The sequence below is a fragment of the Streptococcus suis genome (assembly GCF_046032115.1).
Taxonomy (GTDB): domain Bacteria; phylum Bacillota; class Bacilli; order Lactobacillales; family Streptococcaceae; genus Streptococcus; species Streptococcus suis_AJ.
In genome coordinates, this window is sequence record NZ_JARQOZ010000019.1 from 1 (window position 1) to 17,313 (window position 17,313).

The window sequence follows — 17,313 nt, forward strand, 5'->3', positions numbered from 1 at the left end:
ACACTATTTTCTTCCGCTTCCACCTTATTCCCCTGAACTTAACCCAATTGAACGATTCTGGGCTGGATTGAAAAGAAGAGTGGCGGAACTATTAAGGAGATTTGATTCGGTAGAATATTGTTTGGAATACTATTTTAAAACTAAATGACTATATCTCACAATTCTTCTTGTGTCGTTGAACCAGATAAAGATGTTGCCTGTTCCAGAATATCTTCCTTCCAACAAATGGTTTCCGCTATGCTTTCTTATTTTTAGTTATTGATTTGAAACAATCCCTCGGATTACTTGCCCAGTCAATGGACTGGGGAGATAAAAGAGTGGAACAAGTCACTTCTGCAAAATCAGGTAAGGGGAGTTCAAATAATGATGACACTATTTGAAGTTGGAAATAAGGAAACCGAGTAATCAACGATGAACGAAATGACTATCATTTGCTAGCCAGTTTCTTTTTAATAAGGAGCTGGCTTTTTCTTGTTCGTTTTTTGCAAAAATTTTTGCTTGGTAGCCGATAATTTCTTGCATTTTCGGGGGGAGGATATATATAATAATAGATGAAAAATGCCTGTCCACTAGAAAGGAGTAGACGGGATAGGTGAAACCAAACAATAAAGAGGGAGCAATACATGAAAAGAAAAAAGAAATACAAGTATGCCTATAAACGTCAGCGAAAATTGATGTTGATGGTGGGGGCTACGACGATGGCTGTAGGTACGGTGACGATGGGGCAAGTCTTGTCTGTCCACGCAGAAGAGACCAGTCCAGAACCTATTGTTACCGAGCTTAAGAATAGCTCTGTAGTGACCGAGGCACCAACTGTAGGTGAAGAAGGACAAACAGGTTCTGACCAGACCGAACCTCCAACTCCTGTAGAAGTTGCACCACAGACGGAAGTCGAGGCAGGTCTTTCTGAACTAGAGGGAGAGCAAGCTGGGGTGCCAACAGAGAGAAGTGTGCCAGAGGAAAGAACACTGATCATAGAAACTTCCGAACAAGCTGCTCCAATCATAGCGGATATTGCTGTGAATGCAGAGGATGAGCAGGAGTACAGGAAGGCGAACGTCGGTCTGGAAATTACTTTTGAGCAAGTTGAGCAACCAGCAGTCGTTACTCATAAGCTAATCAATAAAGATAGTGGAGAGGCCTATGTTGAAACAGCAACGATTGAGAAGCGTCCACATTATCGGTCTAATGGTGATTTTATTGGTACTGAAATTGATACAAGCATCCCAGAAACTACCCAAATAGCCTATGCTTATTTTAGAGAAGTACCTGCTGGAACCTATCGCCTGGAAATCGGTTTGACAGATTTGGAAAGCAAACCCTACGAATTGGATGCAGCTAGTCTTGAGAAGATAAACAATCTGCCAGATATTGTGATCAAGCCGTATGTCAAGGCTACAGAAACATTTGTAGAGCCGAATTTAATAGAGGCTTCAATTGATAAGAAGACTGTGAAAAAAGGGGAGAATGTTGTCTATACCTTGGTTTATGACAGCCTACCGGAAGTTTCTTATGCAGTTATGTTGAAGGACTTTGATTATGGATTTTTCACCGCCGAGTATGATAAGACGGGCAAACAGACAGGGCGTTCCATACTCCGAATTGCAGGGAAGTTTTCTGAGGCTGGAGAGAAGAAACTAGAATTTGATACTAGTTATGGTTATTTCTCTACAAAAGATTGGAAGAAGCAAGTAGACATTAGTGAAGCCAATAGGAATAAGTTGGCCCAACTGATGCCGACAGTGACAGTCCTAGATGAAGACTATAAGCACATTGAAATTACCTCCCTAACCCATATTGGTACCGATGGTAGCCGAAATGAACTAGCTGCCCTTGACTCATCTTGGAGCCACTCTATCTATGCCAATCCTGATAATTCGGACCGATTTTATCACAATAGGGTACTGCACAAGCTCCAAGTGGGAGACCAGTTGGTCTATAAGGTGAAAATAAGTCCCGAGTACTTGGCAGAGCTGAAAAAGAAAAAGAGTGAGCAGAGTTATACAGAAACGGTTTCTTTGGAATTCGATAGGGTGTTCAATGTACAAGCTTTAGGTGGCACTGCCTTTGAATTTGATGAAAGAGATAGTTTGTATCTCAGTTCAGACCAATGGGAAACAGGCGAGGTAGATCTGACCTTTACAGTCAAAGACTATATGCATGGTTATCTGAACTTAAATCGTCTGGGTTCGGGCGCCTATGATGACTATCACTTGGCTTTTGGAGGTTATTTGTTCCAGATTGAGAATCCAACTTATAGCTTGCCAACTTTATCGGAAATAAAAAAATCTGACAAGATTTATGTTGGTGAAAATGCTACTATAAAAGTAAAAACTTCGAAGTCGAGCCTAATCTCGTCTGGAACAACTCAATTGGACTTTGATATTCAACCAACTTCGGAAAATTTTGGGGATTCATTTGACTACTATTTATCTGTGGAACAGGACTATTCCGATTCATCAAATCCTGTTGTGACAGGTTGGCTTACAGGTTCTCTGTTTGATTCTGTGACAGAAAAGCACATTGGTAGCTATTCTTTAAAACGTGCGGAAATTTATTTTGATGGCTGGAAAGAAGAGATTACCGATCTTCCAAATTGGACCTTGGAGATCAGTGGAGATAAGGTCTTCAAATCCAATTTCCTTCTATCAGGAGAGGAACGGACACAGGTTGGTTCGATTGGGCGTAGTTGGGTATATGGATCATTAGGGCGGTTGCCAAAAGAGTTGCAAAACCGTCGTTTAGGTGTAAATAAAATTCAATTCTATGACCGTCAAGGAAATAATCTACCGACAGTAAATGCTGATTGGGTCTTATCAGAATATGAATTGAGAGAGGGAGATCGTCTTTATTACTACTTGCCTTCTACGGGAGAATTGACAGAATTAAAACCAGTCTTGGAAGATGGTCGTCGATTAGTGAAGGGAAGTAAGGACAGTAAGGGTCTCTATGTATTTGCGATGGCGATAGAAGAAGATGGGGGCCAACCTACGGAGAATGCGAACGGTACGACTAAGGTTCTATCTGGTCAAGTTGAGGATGTTTATGTAAGTTTCTCAGAGGCAGATGTTAGTGCAGTAAGTAGCATTCAAGTTGTCAAGGTAGAGGATGCTACTGTTTTTGAAAAATTACCTGAGAGTTTCAAACGTGAAGATGTGGATATGTTTGACATCAAGACGCTTGATAAAGATGGCCAATTTGTTCAAATCCAGTCCAGTAAAGGTGCCTTTGTTACCCTACCTGTTTCACCAAATCGTAAGGTGACCAAGGTGATTTACTACTTACCACAAACAGGTGCAGTAGAAGAGTTGGAATACGAGTGGGATAAAACTTTCAATCTGGTATCTTTCAAAGTAAGCCATTTCTCTAACTATGCTATTGTCTATGAAGGAAATGATGAAAAGCCTCAACCAAGTGGCACAACTTCAGGAACAGGCAATAACACTAGTCCAGAAACTGGTGAAGGTAGCACAAGTGCCGGTGATACGGCTTCAGTTTCAGGTAATAGCGCAAGTCCAGAAATTGGTGAAGGTAGCACAAGTGCTGATGATACGGCTTCAGTTTCTGGTAATAACACTAGCACAGCTGGCTCAGTCAATAGCACTTTAGTTGGTAGTTCTGATAATGTTGCACAACTGAGAGCAAATAGGAGAGAAGAAGTATCTACTCAACCAACTAATACTACAGTTGAACCAACCAAGCATGCTGATTCAAAAGTTACAAGAGCCAGAAAGGTGAATGCTTTGCCAAATACAGCTGCACAGACAGGCGTAGTAGCGACTGTGTTGGGATTGGCTTTGGCAACACTGGCGTCATTTGTACAGAAAAAAAGAGAAGAGTAAGTGCTTGAGATGCTTACAAGAGACTTAGATTTAATTTGGGGATTAAAAAATACTTGTTAAGTAGCTTGACAAAACCCCAGAATTTATATAAAATAGTTTGGTATGTTTAGTAACTGATCAAAACTAGCCGGCTAAACGAATACAAGAATCTAAGAGGAGGTATTCATCGTGAAACGTACTTTTCAACCAAGTAAAATCCGTCGCGCACGCAAACACGGTTTCCGTAGCCGTATGGCAACTAAAAACGGCCGTCGCGTGTTAGCAGCTCGTCGCCGTAAGGGACGTAAAGTTCTTACAGTAGCATAAGAATACAACTAAAACCAGCAGAAACTCGAGTCTGCTGGTTTTTTCGTTGGAAAAGAATGGCTTGAAATGTGGTACAATAGAACCATGATACAGATATTTGATACCCACACCCACCTCAACGTAGAGCAGTTTGACGGTCGGGTCCAAGAAGAATTAGACTTTGCCAAGGAAATGGGGGTCACCCTCCACAATGTGGTCGGTTTTGACCGAGCAACCATTGACAAGGCTATGGAACTGGCTAACCAGCACCCTGAAATTTATCTGACATTGGGCTGGCATCCGACAGAGGCTGGCACCTATGACGAGGAAGTAGAAAGCTACTTGCTTGAGGCACTCAGACATCCCAAGGTCATTGCCCTGGGGGAGATTGGGCTGGACTACTACTGGATGACGGCGGATAAGGAAACCCAGGCTCGTGTTTTCAAGCGACAGATGGAGTTGGCCAAGCAGTTGGATTTGCCCTTTGTGGTTCACACTCGCGATGCCTTAGAAGATACTTATCAGATCATCAAGGAAGTTGGCGTCGGCTCGCGTGGAGGCATCATGCATTCCTTCTCTGGTACGCTAGAGGAGGCTCAGGCCTTCATGGACCTGGGGATGCACATCTCCTTCTCGGGAGTGGTGACCTTCAAGAAAGCCGTCGAACTTCAGGAAGCGGCACAAGCATTGCCCCTAGAAAAGATCCTGGTCGAAACAGATGCTCCCTACCTGGCTCCAGTTCCCAAGCGTGGTCGGGAAAATCGCACCGGCTACACCAGATATGTGGTGGATATGCTGGCCCAGCTTCGCAACCAGTCGGTCGAAGAAGTGGCGAAAGCGACCTACGAGAATGCAAGGAGCCTGTTCAGAATTGACTCAGAAAATTAAGATACAAGAAGTCCTCGTTGTTGAGGGAAAAGACGATACAGCCAACCTAAAACGATTTTACGAGGTGGACACCTACGAAACCAGAGGCTCTGCCATATCAGACAATGACTTGGAATGCATCGAGAAACTCCATGACCTGCGTGGCGTCATTGTCTTTACCGACCCAGACTACAATGGGGAGCGGATTCGGAAGATAATTATGCAGGCTATTCCCACGGTCAAACACGCCTTTTTACAGCGGGACGAGGCTCGGCCAAAGTCCAAGACAAAAGGGCGGTCCTTGGGCATTGAGCACGCCAGCTTTGAGGACTTGGAAAAAGCTCTCGCAGGCGTGCGTGGTTACTACGATGATGAACATAACTTTGACATCACCAAGTCCGATCTGATGCGCCTAGGCTTGCTTATGGGCGGAGACAGTCGCAAGCGGAGGGAGCATCTGGGAGAACAGCTCCGCATCGGCTATTGCAACGGTAAGCAATTGCTCAAACGCCTAGAGCTGTTTGGGATTGGTCTGGCGGAAGTGGAAGAGGCTATGGGGGAGTGTGAGTAAATTGGAAACAGGCAAGGAAGTATTTGCTATGACCCAGCTGGATTTGACTGCTGGCTTCAATCTCTTCCTACAAAACATTGCTGTAAAAAATAAGTTTACAATTCTGACAGAAGAAGAGTTGTTTTTCCAGCTTCAGAAGGAAATTCAGGAAAATCAGCAGGTGATAGAGGCAGGTCAAGGAATCAGCCTAGAAAGTGTCAAAGAGAAGTATGGAATTTGAGTCTTATTCAGTGATACTTGCTCCAGCAGTGGAGAAGGAAGGGAAAAGTAATATAGACTTATCAAGGTGTTAGAGTTTTTGTCAAAGTGCTTTAACTCTTTTACGTATCTTTCAAAATGGTTTATACATCAGACTATTCAGATATTTTTAGTAGAAATAAAAAGTAGGAGAATAACTATCTAATTAAGGAGATAAAATGAAAGGGAATTATTATTTAGCTAAAAATCAACTAATAGATGCAATAAAAGATGATTCGTTAATTTTGTTCGTTGGTTCAGGCATTTCGAAGAATTCTGGATTACCTACATGGGGAGAATTGATAGATATTTTCTCCGCTGAATTGAATATTTCCGAAGAATCGCCTGACTTATCTGATTATTTAAGGATAGCACAATATTACTATGATACTTTTGGTAAGAATCAATACATGAAAAGAATTGAGGAAGTTTTTTCAAGTAAGGGGGCGACTGTTCCAAACAGATTACACGAGTTGATAGAGATTCTTTCTCCTAAACACATTATTACGACAAATTATGATACTTTACTTGAACAACAGTTTGAAAATGGTATGTTAAGGTATAATGTTGTAGCTTCGGACAAAGATATTCCATACGTGAAATCAGAGAAATATCTAATTAAAATGCATGGAGATTTTAGAAAGAAAAATATTGTATTGAAGGAAGATGATTATCTTGATTATCATTTAAACTTTCCCATGATTTCTACACTCATCCAATCACTCATAATGAATCATACAATTCTATTTGTAGGATATTCTTTAAGCGATTCTACGTTTAATTCTATCTTTAGGTTAATACAAAATAATTTTGAGTTGGATGCAAAAGTTGCCTATTTTTATACTCCAGATGGTCTGTCAACAATTGTTAGAGACTATTATAAGAAAAAAGGAATATTTATTATTTCTAATGATTTTAAGGAGAGTTGTATATCAGATAATTCTTCATCTAAAGGGAATAGGGATTATGAGTTATTTGAAAGAACGAAAAATTTTTTAGAAGATATTACTAATTCGAAAAGAAAAAAAATAAGAAATGCAGATGACTTATGGAATCAGATTTCATTTTTAGATAAGCTATACTTTATAGATTTTAGGGATTTTTTAAAGTATTCTAACTTAAAAGGAAGTGTATATATAGATTCCGGTGGATACTTTTGGAGTACGAGAGAGGGAGTCGGTTTTGAAATCGATAATCATGGAAAAATAAAAGATTTAATTGAAAAAAATCAATACTCAATAATTTTTTTGATTTAGATTTGAATGAGAGTAGGAATCTGACTGCCAACAAATATATGGCAGAGGTATTTGTGCTATATCAAGAAAAGAAGTATTCTCTAGCAAAGGCTAAATTTAGAGAATTAGCGAATGCTTCATATCGCAGGAAAGATTACTTTACTTTCTTACTGTGTGAATTTAATTTTAAACATATCCATACTTTTTGGCGTGATGAGGAAGATTATCAAGAACCAATTTTCTTAGAGGAATTAAGTGAGTTAACTCAACAGATAATAGATTCAACATCTGGGAATGACAAAAAGATTCTTGAATATTTTAGAGATACAATATTAAATATGAGCTTTCTGGATAGAAAACTAGAGTGCATAAATGATTTGTTTGATAAAATTAGAGAGGAACATAACTTGTATAAAAGAGGTGGTTCTTCGTATAATAATAATCTATGGAACGCAGAATATGAAATACAAAATTTACAGGATTTTATTGAGTTAAACTGTATTTGTGTTGAACAGTATAGACCATATAAAGCTATCATTAATAGATATTTTGAAATATTACTTCTAAGTTATGATAACTCAAACTTAAAAAAATCAAATTCAAGTGATGTATTTTATAATGTATCATCTGTTATTAAAGAGCTTGAATTGAATGATGCTAAAATAATTCTTCCAAGGTTAAATCTTAAATTGTTAAGAATGTATTTACGTAATTATTCATTTAGTAAGATAAAAATTAGTAATGAAACAAGAAGATTTTTATTTGATAAAATTGAGGAGCTTCAACAAATTGACAGATTAGATAATCTTGAAATTTATCAAGAATGTAAACGTTTATTGAGCTTTCTTTCGTTTATTGAATATAAGGACGATAACATCTCTCAATTGATTACTATTCTGGATAGACAAATTTTGTACTTTGACTTGAGTGACGAGATAAAAGGAATATTAAAAACTATTATTCTTAATATTGAATGCATAAGTAGTGATTTGGAGAAAAAACAATTAATTACGATTATTGAGAGACATATTAATGATATTATTAATGATAATTTAGAGATTCATTATAATAACTTTGAATTATATGCTGAATTGCTTCATTTGTGTAAATTAGAAGGAACTAATGCTACTATATCCGTTGAGAAACTAAGAGTAGATATTCTAAAACTTAAATATGAAGATATAGATATACGCGGGATTTTTAAGTATACGAAATTTTTTGTTAATTTTTTTGAATTTTTAAGCGTTGAGACACAAGGAGATATTTTTGAATTTTTCGCAAAATATGAAGAAGAGGACTTAATAGAAATAAGGTATCACGAAATTATTGAATTGATGCTTTCAGAAATTTTTGATTTCTCTAAAATCCAAAAGGATGTATATACATATTTGATGGGGAGAATAAATGCTGAGGAATCAGCTACTAAATCATATCCAGATCCTTTGAAAACCTCACTATCTGATTTGTTTAATTTAAAAAATAAAGGTTATTTTGCAGAAATTAGTATAACTGATATGATTCAGGATATTAAAAAAGATATTAAAGGGATTTTTCCTGAAGTTGATTGGAAGTGGTTTAATGACCGTAGTGACAGAGTAATGAAAAGGCTATTAGAACATAGAACACCTAGTGATATTAAGAAATACTATGCAACAACTGAAGAAGACAAGGAACGGTTGAATAGTCTTATCGTTAGGTTGCTTGATGAGAGGAAAATAGAATTCAATAATAGATGATAAACGGAACTTTTGTTCATGAAATCATTTTAAAAATATGAACAAATTAAATCAATTTAAAGTAAATCTCTGACAATTTATTCTGGAATTTTGCCTAATCAGTACGTAGATGGCTGAGTATGAAAAAAACTGGAAGTTGAGGGATGGATTGAAAGGATGTTATTGACAAGTAATATTTTTCTTAATACTTCTATCCAATCTTCAGATGAGGGAGAGGTTTTCTGGGTTGACCGTGAGGATTTGAAGAATCTTCCGTTGGCAGACGGTTTTGAATCCATGCTGGAAATCTTTGAACAGCCACAGCTGACGGAGAATTTTTACTGGTTTGAAGACGGCGAGTGGAAGATGGAGAATCGTTAAAGAGTTGTACAATAAGTTTGACAACTCTTTTTTTCTGTGCTATAGTAAGCCTAGAAATGATGAGAGGTATTGCTTATGGAAGCTATTGTATATTCCCATTTTCGAAATCACTTAAAGGACTATATGAAAAAGGTCAATGATGAGTTTGAACCTTTGGTTGTGGTTAATAAAAATCCAGAGGAAGATATTGTTGTACTCTCAAAGAGTGAGTGGGATAGTTTACAAGAAACCCTCGCTGTTGCCCGGAACACCTACCTATCTCAGAAAGTCTTGCGTGGTATGGCTCAAGTCAAAGCGGGACAAACCCAAGAACGAAACCTGATAGAGGCAGAGTAGCATGGGAATCCATTTTACAGACGATGCTTGGGAAGACTATCTTTATTGGCAAGGTCAGGATAAGAAAACACTGAAGAGAATCAATAATATTATCAAGGATATGCAACGACACCCGTTTGAAGGAATTGCTAAGCCAGAACCTTTGAAGTATGACTATCAAGGTGCCTGGTCAAGAAGGATTGATGCGGAGAATCGGTTGATTTATATGGTGGAGGCTGATCGGTTGTGCATCCTGTCTTTAAAGGATCATTATAAGTAAAGATCGGAATGCCCTTTATCGTGTGGTGAACAACGAAGTTCGTGTCGGTCATCTCTTTGTGACTAAGAGTGACTATGTGAAGTTGTTGAAGTGAGGGGGAGAGATGTCGACGATTACATACATAATTTAATAAAACGAACCTAAATAGGAGGATGCTACTAATGAATTTCGTTAAGAGAGAAATTTTACCAGTTGGTCAAGGTGCTTTTTATTTAGAAACTTTGAGATTGAGAGGAAACGAATATAGAGTTATATATGATTGTGGTTCAGCTACTGGTGTAACTTATGTGGAGACTCAAATAAAATCTAACTTAAATAAAGGAGAGACAATTCACGCTGTATTTATATCTCATCTAGATGATGACCATGTGAATGGTTTGAAATTTTTATTAGACTATTGTCGCGTTAAGAATCTATTCTTTCCTTTAATAACCAATCGAGCAAAGCAATTTTATAGGTTAAGAAACCTCATAAATCCTCAATCTCAATTTTTAACTCAATTTATAAATAGTGATGGGAATAGTATTCGAGAGTTAGAGGGGGGCATAGAGGTACAATTACATCCAATTTCTGAAGATGCAAATAGTGAAAATAGAGCAATAGAAGTATCTCAAGTAATACTTGGTAGTAATCACGGAACATTTGAATGGATTTATCTTCCGCATAATTTTCGCGAGGATATGAGAAAACAAATCCTGGATGCAGAGCTAAAAAGATTGAATCTAAGCATGAGTATTTTAGATTTAAGGGGAGAAGTTGACTTACAAAAATTAATAGATTTATGGCAGCTAGGAACAAATACAGATAGATCTGCGCTAAAAAAAGCTTATTATAAAGTTCCTGGAAGTTTAAATGTAAATTCAATGACGTTATATTCGGGAACAAGAGATAGTTCTTATTTTAGGTGTTGCTATAGACCTTATTGTAGGTACAATTGGAAATGTTTGATTTATCCGATAAATGAAAGAAGTTTAGCTCTCAATGGTTGTCTTTATACAGGTGACTATGAAGCTGGTAAATACAGTAAGAATAAAAATAAGTGGGTCAGTTGTAAACAAAAATGGAATTCTATTGAAGTTGTTTATTCTAAGTATTTTAGAAATATAGGCCTTGTTCAAATCCCTCATCACGGATCAAAATATAATTATAATGAGGGGTTTAGAAAGAAAATGAATCACGCAACTTACTTTGTATCAGCCGGAAAAAATAACAGATATCGGCATCCACACAAAGAAGTTGTAATTGATTTAATTTCAAATCAAAAATGTTTTAATATTATAACTGAGGACCCTAATTCAAAAATGATTTATTATTGTACTTGGTTATAAATGTAGTATAGAAAGAACACACATGAGAATCGCAGACAAAAACGTTACTCGTGCCATCCTTGAGCGCCACGGGTTTACCTTTAAGAAATCCTTCGGTCAGAATTTTTTGACCGATACCAATATTTTACAGAAGATTGTGGACACGGCAGAGATTGACCAGAATGTCAATGTCATCGAGATTGGGCCTGGCATCGGGGCCTTGACCGAATTTTTGGCGGAGAATGCTGCTGAGGTCATGGCCTTTGAAATTGACGACCGCCTGATTCCGATTTTGGCGGACACCTTGGGTCGCTTTGATAATGTGACCGTAGTCAACCAAGACATCCTGAAAACCGACCTGCAGACCCAGATTCAGAATTTCAAAAATCCTGACCTGCCGATTAAGGTCGTGGCCAACCTGCCCTACTACATCACCACCCCCATCCTCATGCACCTGATTGAGAGCAAGATTCCTTTCAGCGAGTTCGTGGTCATGATGCAGCGAGAGGTGGCTGACCGCATTTCTGCCGAGCCAAATACCAAGGCCTACGGTAGCCTGTCCATTGCGGTCCAGTACTACATGACTGCCAAGGTGGCCTTCATCGTGCCTCGCACCGTCTTTGTTCCCGCACCAAACGTGGACTCCGCCATTCTCAAAATGGTCCGCCGCGAGCAACCCCTGGTCAGCGTCAAAGACGAAGATTTCTTCTTCCGGGTGTCCAAGGCCAGCTTTGTGCACCGCCGCAAGACCCTGTGGAACAACCTGACCAACCATTTCGGCAAGTCCGAAGAAGTCAAGGACAAGCTGACGCAGGCACTTGGCATGGCAGAGCTGGAAGCCAGTGTCCGTGGAGAAGCACTTTCTATGGCTGACTTCGCACGGTTGTCTGACAGCCTTCAGGAAGTTGGTTTAGTATGAAACTATCGCAGGCAGTTAATCAATTAGCCCAGTTTTGTGGACCGCGGGATCTGTCTTCCTTGACAATACAAGCTCTCCAAGCAGAGCAAGGACTAGGACAAGTAGATGTTCTAGCCTTTTTTGGCGGCTCCATTCCAGCTGGTGGTGACCAACTGGCAGAAGCTATTCGAAACAAGCTCGCCAAGACCTACGTCATCGTAGGTGGGGCAGGTCATACGACCGACGGACTTCGCCAACAGGTGCGGGACCGTTTTCCCCAGATGGATCCGACTGGTTTGACTGAGGCAGAGATTTTTCAAGCCTACTTGAAGCAAAAGTATGGTCTGTCAGCTGATTTGCTAGAAACCAGTTCCACCAACTGTGGTAATAATATTACTTATCTGCTGGACTTGCTGGCTGAGAAGGACATTGATTTTCAGTCCATTCTGCTCATGCAAGATGCCACCATGCAGCGTCGGATGTGGGCAACTATGAAGAAGTACGCAGCAGATAAGCTCTTGCTCAACTACGCCAGCTACCAAGTGACTGTCAGGGAGGAAGAGGGCCAGATCCAGTTTGAAAATGCTCCCTTTGGCATGTGGGACATGGATCGCTACCTCAGCCTGCTTTTAGGCGAAATTCCCCGTTTGCGAGATGACGAAGAGGGCTACGGACCAAAAGGAGCCAACTATCTGACACATATCGACATTCCAGAAGTAGTGGAAGAAAGCTACCAACTGGTCCAGGAAAAGACAGGCCTAACCAGCCGTAAAGCCAATCCTAACTTTGCCAGTCCAGAGTGAAATCGGAATGACCTTGCCTTGTTCGTTGACAGTGGGGAGAAAGCTTGCTATACTGAAATGTGACTAACTTTTGAAAAATATTGTCTGCAAATTGGCAGAATATTTACAAAAACAAGAGAGGGTTTCCCTCTTTTTTTATGAAGGTATCCTTATGTTCAAAAACATGTTAAAAAAGCATCCCCATTTAGTTGCCATTGGCCTATTTGTGGGCTTTTCTTTATTATTATTGGTTCCCCACTTGCTGACCAAGGGAATGGTGACAGGTGCGGACTTGATTTTCCACTACAATCGTTTCTATGATGCGGCTATGCAGATGAAGGAGGGGAATTTCTCCTATATTATCAGTTTGTATGGTTATCAGCAGTCAGGACGGATTGTTAATGCTCTCTATGGGCCTTATTTTGCCTATCTACAAGGAGCTCTTGTTCTTTTAAGTGGGACCTGGTTCCGCTATCAGATTTTGTCCAACCTTCTCTTGGGAACTCTGAGTGCGACCTCCCTCTATCTCCTCATGCGTGAGGTCAAGGTCAAATATGCTCACTCCATTCTCTTGGCCCTCTTCTTTGTAACCACCTACTCCATCCAGTATTGGTGGGCAACTCAAGGATTTACCAGCTGGGGAGTGGCCCTTTTTCCGCTTTGTTTGATTCCTGCGGTTCGTTTCCTACAGACCAAAAAAGTGCCGATATTCCTCATGGCAGGAGCGGTAGGGCTCATGTTGCAGGTTCACATGCTATCGACCTTGTTCTTGGTCATTGCCTATGGTGTTCTCTTCCTTATTGGTTGGTGGAAATCAGACCAAAAAATGAAGATTATTGGGCAAGTAGCTCTATCGGTAGGAATTTTCTTGCTTCTGACCATCAACATCTGGTTGCCGCTTATTTATATCAACGCGACCAACACCTTGGTGCCACCATTTGTTAACAAAAAATTTGTCCTCAATACTGTAACATGGCTCAAAACAGCCTTTCTATACTATCCATATCCCTTGCCAATTTTCTTTGGAATCTATCTCTATTTCTTGGTGAAAAACTGGAAGAAACAATCGCTGGTTCTGGCTGGTCTTGCTTTGACCTATGCAGTGTTTTTGATCTTGTCAACCAACCTCTTCCCTTGGCAGTTGTTTGCAGGGAAAGGAATTACACTTGTCGAATTGATTCAATTTCCCTTCCGCTTTTTCCTCTACGCCAATGCTCTTTTACTGGCAGTCGTAGGAGTCCAGGTGTCTGGCTTGTCTGACAAACTGCAGAAAATCTTTACAGCTGTGGCTCTTGCCTCCTTGCTTGTTTCGGTTGGTTTCCTCTGGAATGAAAGTTTTAAGGAAATCAATGGGCATTACTATAGCGATACCTTCTTGCAAAAACGAATTCATACGACCTTGTATGGCACGACGGAAGAGTTACGAGCTTCTTTCCATTCTAAAGACTTGGGCGAATTTATCCACATTGCTCAGAAATCAACGCCAGACTATGTACCAGACTTGTCAGATAGCACAGGTCACATTACCAATGAAGAGTCGGACAATACCTATTTTACCTATCGTGACCAAGTGATTTTGCCAAATCAAGACTTTACCAAAGCAGTTGATGGCAATCAGCTGGTGGTGACTTGGACGGCGTCTGAAGCAGAAGAAACAGCCCTACCAATCATCGTCTACCAAGATAGTCAACTGGTTTTGAATGAACAGATCTTGGATAGAGAAGAATTGGAACTTTCTACTATCGGTGTGCCAACGGTTGCCAGCCAAAAAGGGCAGAATACCCTTGTCCTCTCCTACAAGCAACAGTGGTGGTTATGGCCAGTTATCATTATCAGTTTGACTGGATGGCTACTCTGGTTGATTTACTATGTCTTTGCCTACCGAAAATCAAATCTTTCCTAAGAGAGAAATGTTATGAAACAAATCAATCCCAAGGCATGCAAGCAATTCATTCTGGTCATGGTCATGACTGTTTTGCTGGCGATGGGACGGGCCCTCTTGCTAAGCGGGGTATCTTTTCCGCTCTGGTTTGTCCCTCTGACCTTGCTTGCCTATCTTATTTTTACCTTTTATGTATTGGTCTTGCTTAATAAATATGAGAAGTTTGTAAAGACCAAAACCTTTGCCAAGTATGTCGGCTATTTTCTAGGTTTTCTATATCTTGTCACTCTGGTCTATCGGCTCAATGCTAAGAAGTACCAACCCTGGAATATTTTCCGTAATAATCTCTTTCAGTTTGAACTGCTTTTGATGTTGCTTCTTCCTATCCTGTTGGCATTCTTATGGCGGAAGAATAGTCGAATTCGAGATAAATTAAGCAAGTGGTCAGCCAGTCATCTGGTGCCGGATAGCTATTTGCTCTTGACCAGCTTGCTTTCTCTCAGCCCACTAGCTATATCTTATTGGAAAGATAGCCATTATGAGAGTTTGGTTGAAAATGGCTCCTATGTGGATTTCTTTATTCAAACACCAATTTTTGCCCCTATTCATTTTATAGGGACCTACATTTTTCTTCGCTATCTCTATAAGGCTTTTGGGGAATTTAAGGCCAATCGAACCAATGTCCACAGCATGCTCTTTATCAGTTTGGCACTGGCTACGCTGTCGCATATTGGTTATCAGGCTTCCATGGCTGGGGGAACGGGTTCTTATTTCACACGTCATCTTTTTCCAGGGGCTATTGTCTTCCAGATTGCCTGCCTCTTTTTCCTTAATGTCATCATTAGCCTAGTTATCAACCGTCAGATCTTATCTGTTGCCGTGATTGCTAGTCTAAACGTCATTTTGATTACGGCCAATTTTCTCAAATTCCGCTACCGTTCGGAGCCAATGACCCCCAACGATTTCAAATGGATTGGAAACATGGGGATGATTCTCAGCTTTATCAGTCTGCGTGTTGTCTTGGTATCGCTTGTCTTCTTGGTCATCCTATTCTTTGTTTATAGGCGGATTCATAAGAAGTACTTCCAAGGGCAGATTGTCAAATCCATCTGGAAACGGTTGGCAGGAGTTTCAGTTATTGTGTCCTTGATTTTGGGAATGGGTTGGGCCATTCGCAACGAGAAAGACCACAAGATTGTTGGTTGGATTCCTATTCTTTCTCAGGTCAATAACTGGCGTAACGTAGACTGGAAGGGTTATGCCTTTGTGGCGCGCTATCGCACCCTATCCTTCCTCTGGTTGCAACAGCTCAGCAAGACCAGTATGGAAAAGCCTGAAAATTACTCTGAGAAGACCATGCAGGCGATTGTGAAGAAATACACCGCTCTGGCCGAGGAAATCAATGCAGAACGGACAGGTCAATTGACTGACCAGACGGTTATCTACATTCTTAGTGAGAGTTTGGCTGACCCGCGTCGGATTCCAGGCGTGACCCTTAGTCAAAATGTCCTTCCAAATATTGAGTACATCATGAGTCAGACCACCAGTGGCTTGATGAAGAGTGACCACTATGGTGGTGGTACAGCTAACATCGAGTTTCAGGTCTACAGTGGTCTGCCCTTCTACAATTACAGCTCGTCCATTTCTTCAGTCTATTTGGATGTGGCGCCAAATATGAAGAAGTTGCCAAGTATCAGTGACCTCTATCCGGCAGATAATCGTATCGCCATCCATCCTTACTACGATACCAGTTACAACCGAAATTCTATCTATAAGCAGCTGGGGATTGAGCAATTTTACACTCTCAATAGTGCCAAGTATCCTCTTACTGTGACGGCTGAGGATTATCAGGGGAATTTTGTCAGTGACAAGAAGACCTATGACTTGATTTTGGAGCAGGTACGTTCAGGAACAAATACATTTGTCTCTGCTATTACCATGCAGAACCATGTTCAGTGGAATTCTCTAGAGCCTGCAGGTATAACAGCTTCGGGTGAGGGCTTCACGGCTGAGGAAAATGAAAACTTGACCAGCTATGTTCGCCTCCTATCCTTTACGGATCAGGCAACAAGGGATTTTCTAGACCAGCTTAAGACCTTGGATAAGAAAGTGACAGTTGTTTTTTACGGTGACCACCTACCAGGTTTGTATCCAGAGTCTGCTTTCGTGACGGATCCAAGTGCGCAGTACAAGACAGATTATTTCGTGTGGAGTAATTTTGAAACAGAAGACTACCATTATGATTTGGTCAATTCTAGCGACATGAATGCGCTGATGCTGGAGACGACCAACAACAAGGTCAGTCCTTACTATGCCCTCTTGACAGAAGTGCTTCATAAGGACCGAGTAGGACAGGCTGAGCGAGATGCGAAAGTTGCAGAAGAACTCAAACTGGTCCAATATGACCTATCCACAGGAAAAGGCTACCTTTTGAAATACAAAGACTTTTTCAAAGTAGCGACTGAAACGACAGAATAAAAATAGACCAAGTCAGATAGCTGGCTTGGTTTTTTCATTATGTGAAAAAGGACACAAAGTCATGAAATTTATGGTATAATAAACGTGTTTATACTCTTTGAAAATCAAAATTATCCGTTGTCAAGAGACTTGATGAATGAAAAGCTTCAGTGGATCTTTTCAGCCTGTTACCTTAAAATAAGAAAGTAACAGTGTTCTATCATCGGCTTGAAGAGGCAAACATTGTTTTCTGTATTCT

At 40.2% G+C, this 17,313-nt stretch carries 16 protein-coding genes; all 16 read left to right on the plus strand.

Annotated elements, in window-relative coordinates:
- On the plus strand, nt 1–148 hold a 148-nt coding region (locus tag P7J36_RS06940; RefSeq protein ID WP_408555021.1), incomplete at its 5' end, for a transposase.
- A 475-nt stretch (nt 149–623) separates the two neighbouring features.
- Nucleotides 624–3,842, plus strand: a complete 3,219-nt coding sequence (locus P7J36_RS06945) for an LPXTG cell wall anchor domain-containing protein (protein WP_408551646.1) — start codon at nt 624–626, stop codon at nt 3,840–3,842.
- Between the two features lie 168 nt (nt 3,843–4,010).
- Nucleotides 4,011–4,148, plus strand: coding sequence for a 50S ribosomal protein L34 (rpmH, locus tag P7J36_RS06950; protein ID WP_002939016.1), 138 nt, complete (start codon nt 4,011–4,013; stop codon nt 4,146–4,148).
- 84 nt (nt 4,149–4,232) lie between these two features.
- On the plus strand, nt 4,233–5,015 hold the full coding sequence (locus P7J36_RS06955; RefSeq protein ID WP_408551645.1) for a TatD family hydrolase: 783 nt from the start codon (nt 4,233–4,235) through the stop codon (nt 5,013–5,015).
- Entirely contained in the window at nt 4,999–5,565 is a 567-nt protein-coding gene (rnmV, locus tag P7J36_RS06960; RefSeq protein WP_408551644.1) for a ribonuclease M5, read from the plus strand. Before P7J36_RS06955 ends, rnmV begins: the two co-directional genes overlap by 17 nt.
- On the plus strand, nt 5,558–5,785 hold the full coding sequence (relB, locus tag P7J36_RS06965) for a type II toxin-antitoxin system RelB/ParD family antitoxin (protein ID WP_408551643.1): 228 nt from the start codon (nt 5,558–5,560) through the stop codon (nt 5,783–5,785). Before rnmV ends, relB begins: the two co-directional genes overlap by 8 nt.
- Nucleotides 5,786–5,981: 196 nt before the next feature.
- A complete protein-coding gene (locus P7J36_RS06970; protein ID WP_408551642.1) occupies nt 5,982–7,058 on the plus strand; it encodes an SIR2 family protein in 1,077 nt (358 codons plus the stop codon).
- A 38-nt stretch (nt 7,059–7,096) separates the two neighbouring features.
- The gene (locus P7J36_RS06975; protein WP_408551641.1) at nt 7,097–8,773 is read left to right on the plus strand and encodes a ligand-binding sensor domain-containing protein; all 1,677 of its coding nucleotides are present in this window, start codon (nt 7,097–7,099) and stop codon (nt 8,771–8,773) included.
- Nucleotides 8,774–8,929: 156 nt separating this feature from the next.
- Nucleotides 8,930–9,133 carry an NUDIX hydrolase gene (locus tag P7J36_RS06980; protein ID WP_408551640.1) on the plus strand — a complete coding sequence of 68 codons (204 nt, stop codon included), beginning with the start codon at nt 8,930–8,932 and terminating at the stop codon, nt 9,131–9,133.
- A gap of 75 nt (nt 9,134–9,208) precedes the next feature.
- A complete protein-coding gene (locus P7J36_RS06985; RefSeq protein ID WP_408551639.1) occupies nt 9,209–9,469 on the plus strand; it encodes a type II toxin-antitoxin system Phd/YefM family antitoxin in 261 nt (86 codons plus the stop codon).
- 1 nt (nt 9,470) lies between these two features.
- Nucleotides 9,471–9,728: a Txe/YoeB family addiction module toxin gene (locus P7J36_RS06990; protein WP_408551638.1), complete on the plus strand. Its 258-nt coding sequence runs from the start codon at nt 9,471–9,473 to the stop codon at nt 9,726–9,728.
- Nucleotides 9,729–9,889: 161 nt separating this feature from the next.
- Nucleotides 9,890–11,056 (plus strand): MBL fold metallo-hydrolase, encoded by a 1,167-nt coding sequence (locus P7J36_RS06995; RefSeq protein ID WP_408551637.1) that lies wholly within the window; start codon nt 9,890–9,892, stop codon nt 11,054–11,056.
- Nucleotides 11,057–11,078: 22 nt separating this feature from the next.
- A complete protein-coding gene (rsmA, locus tag P7J36_RS07000) occupies nt 11,079–11,954 on the plus strand; it encodes a 16S rRNA (adenine(1518)-N(6)/adenine(1519)-N(6))-dimethyltransferase RsmA (RefSeq protein ID WP_408551636.1) in 876 nt (291 codons plus the stop codon).
- Nucleotides 11,951–12,736, plus strand: a complete 786-nt coding sequence (locus tag P7J36_RS07005) for an ElyC/SanA/YdcF family protein (protein WP_408551635.1) — start codon at nt 11,951–11,953, stop codon at nt 12,734–12,736. Before rsmA ends, P7J36_RS07005 begins: the two co-directional genes overlap by 4 nt.
- A 151-nt stretch (nt 12,737–12,887) precedes the next feature.
- Nucleotides 12,888–14,618: a hypothetical protein gene (locus P7J36_RS07010; protein WP_408551634.1), complete on the plus strand. Its 1,731-nt coding sequence runs from the start codon at nt 12,888–12,890 to the stop codon at nt 14,616–14,618.
- A gap of 12 nt (nt 14,619–14,630) precedes the next feature.
- Entirely contained in the window at nt 14,631–17,075 is a 2,445-nt protein-coding gene (locus P7J36_RS07015) for an LTA synthase family protein (protein ID WP_408551633.1), read from the plus strand.
- The last annotated feature ends 238 nt before the right edge of the window (nt 17,076–17,313 follow it).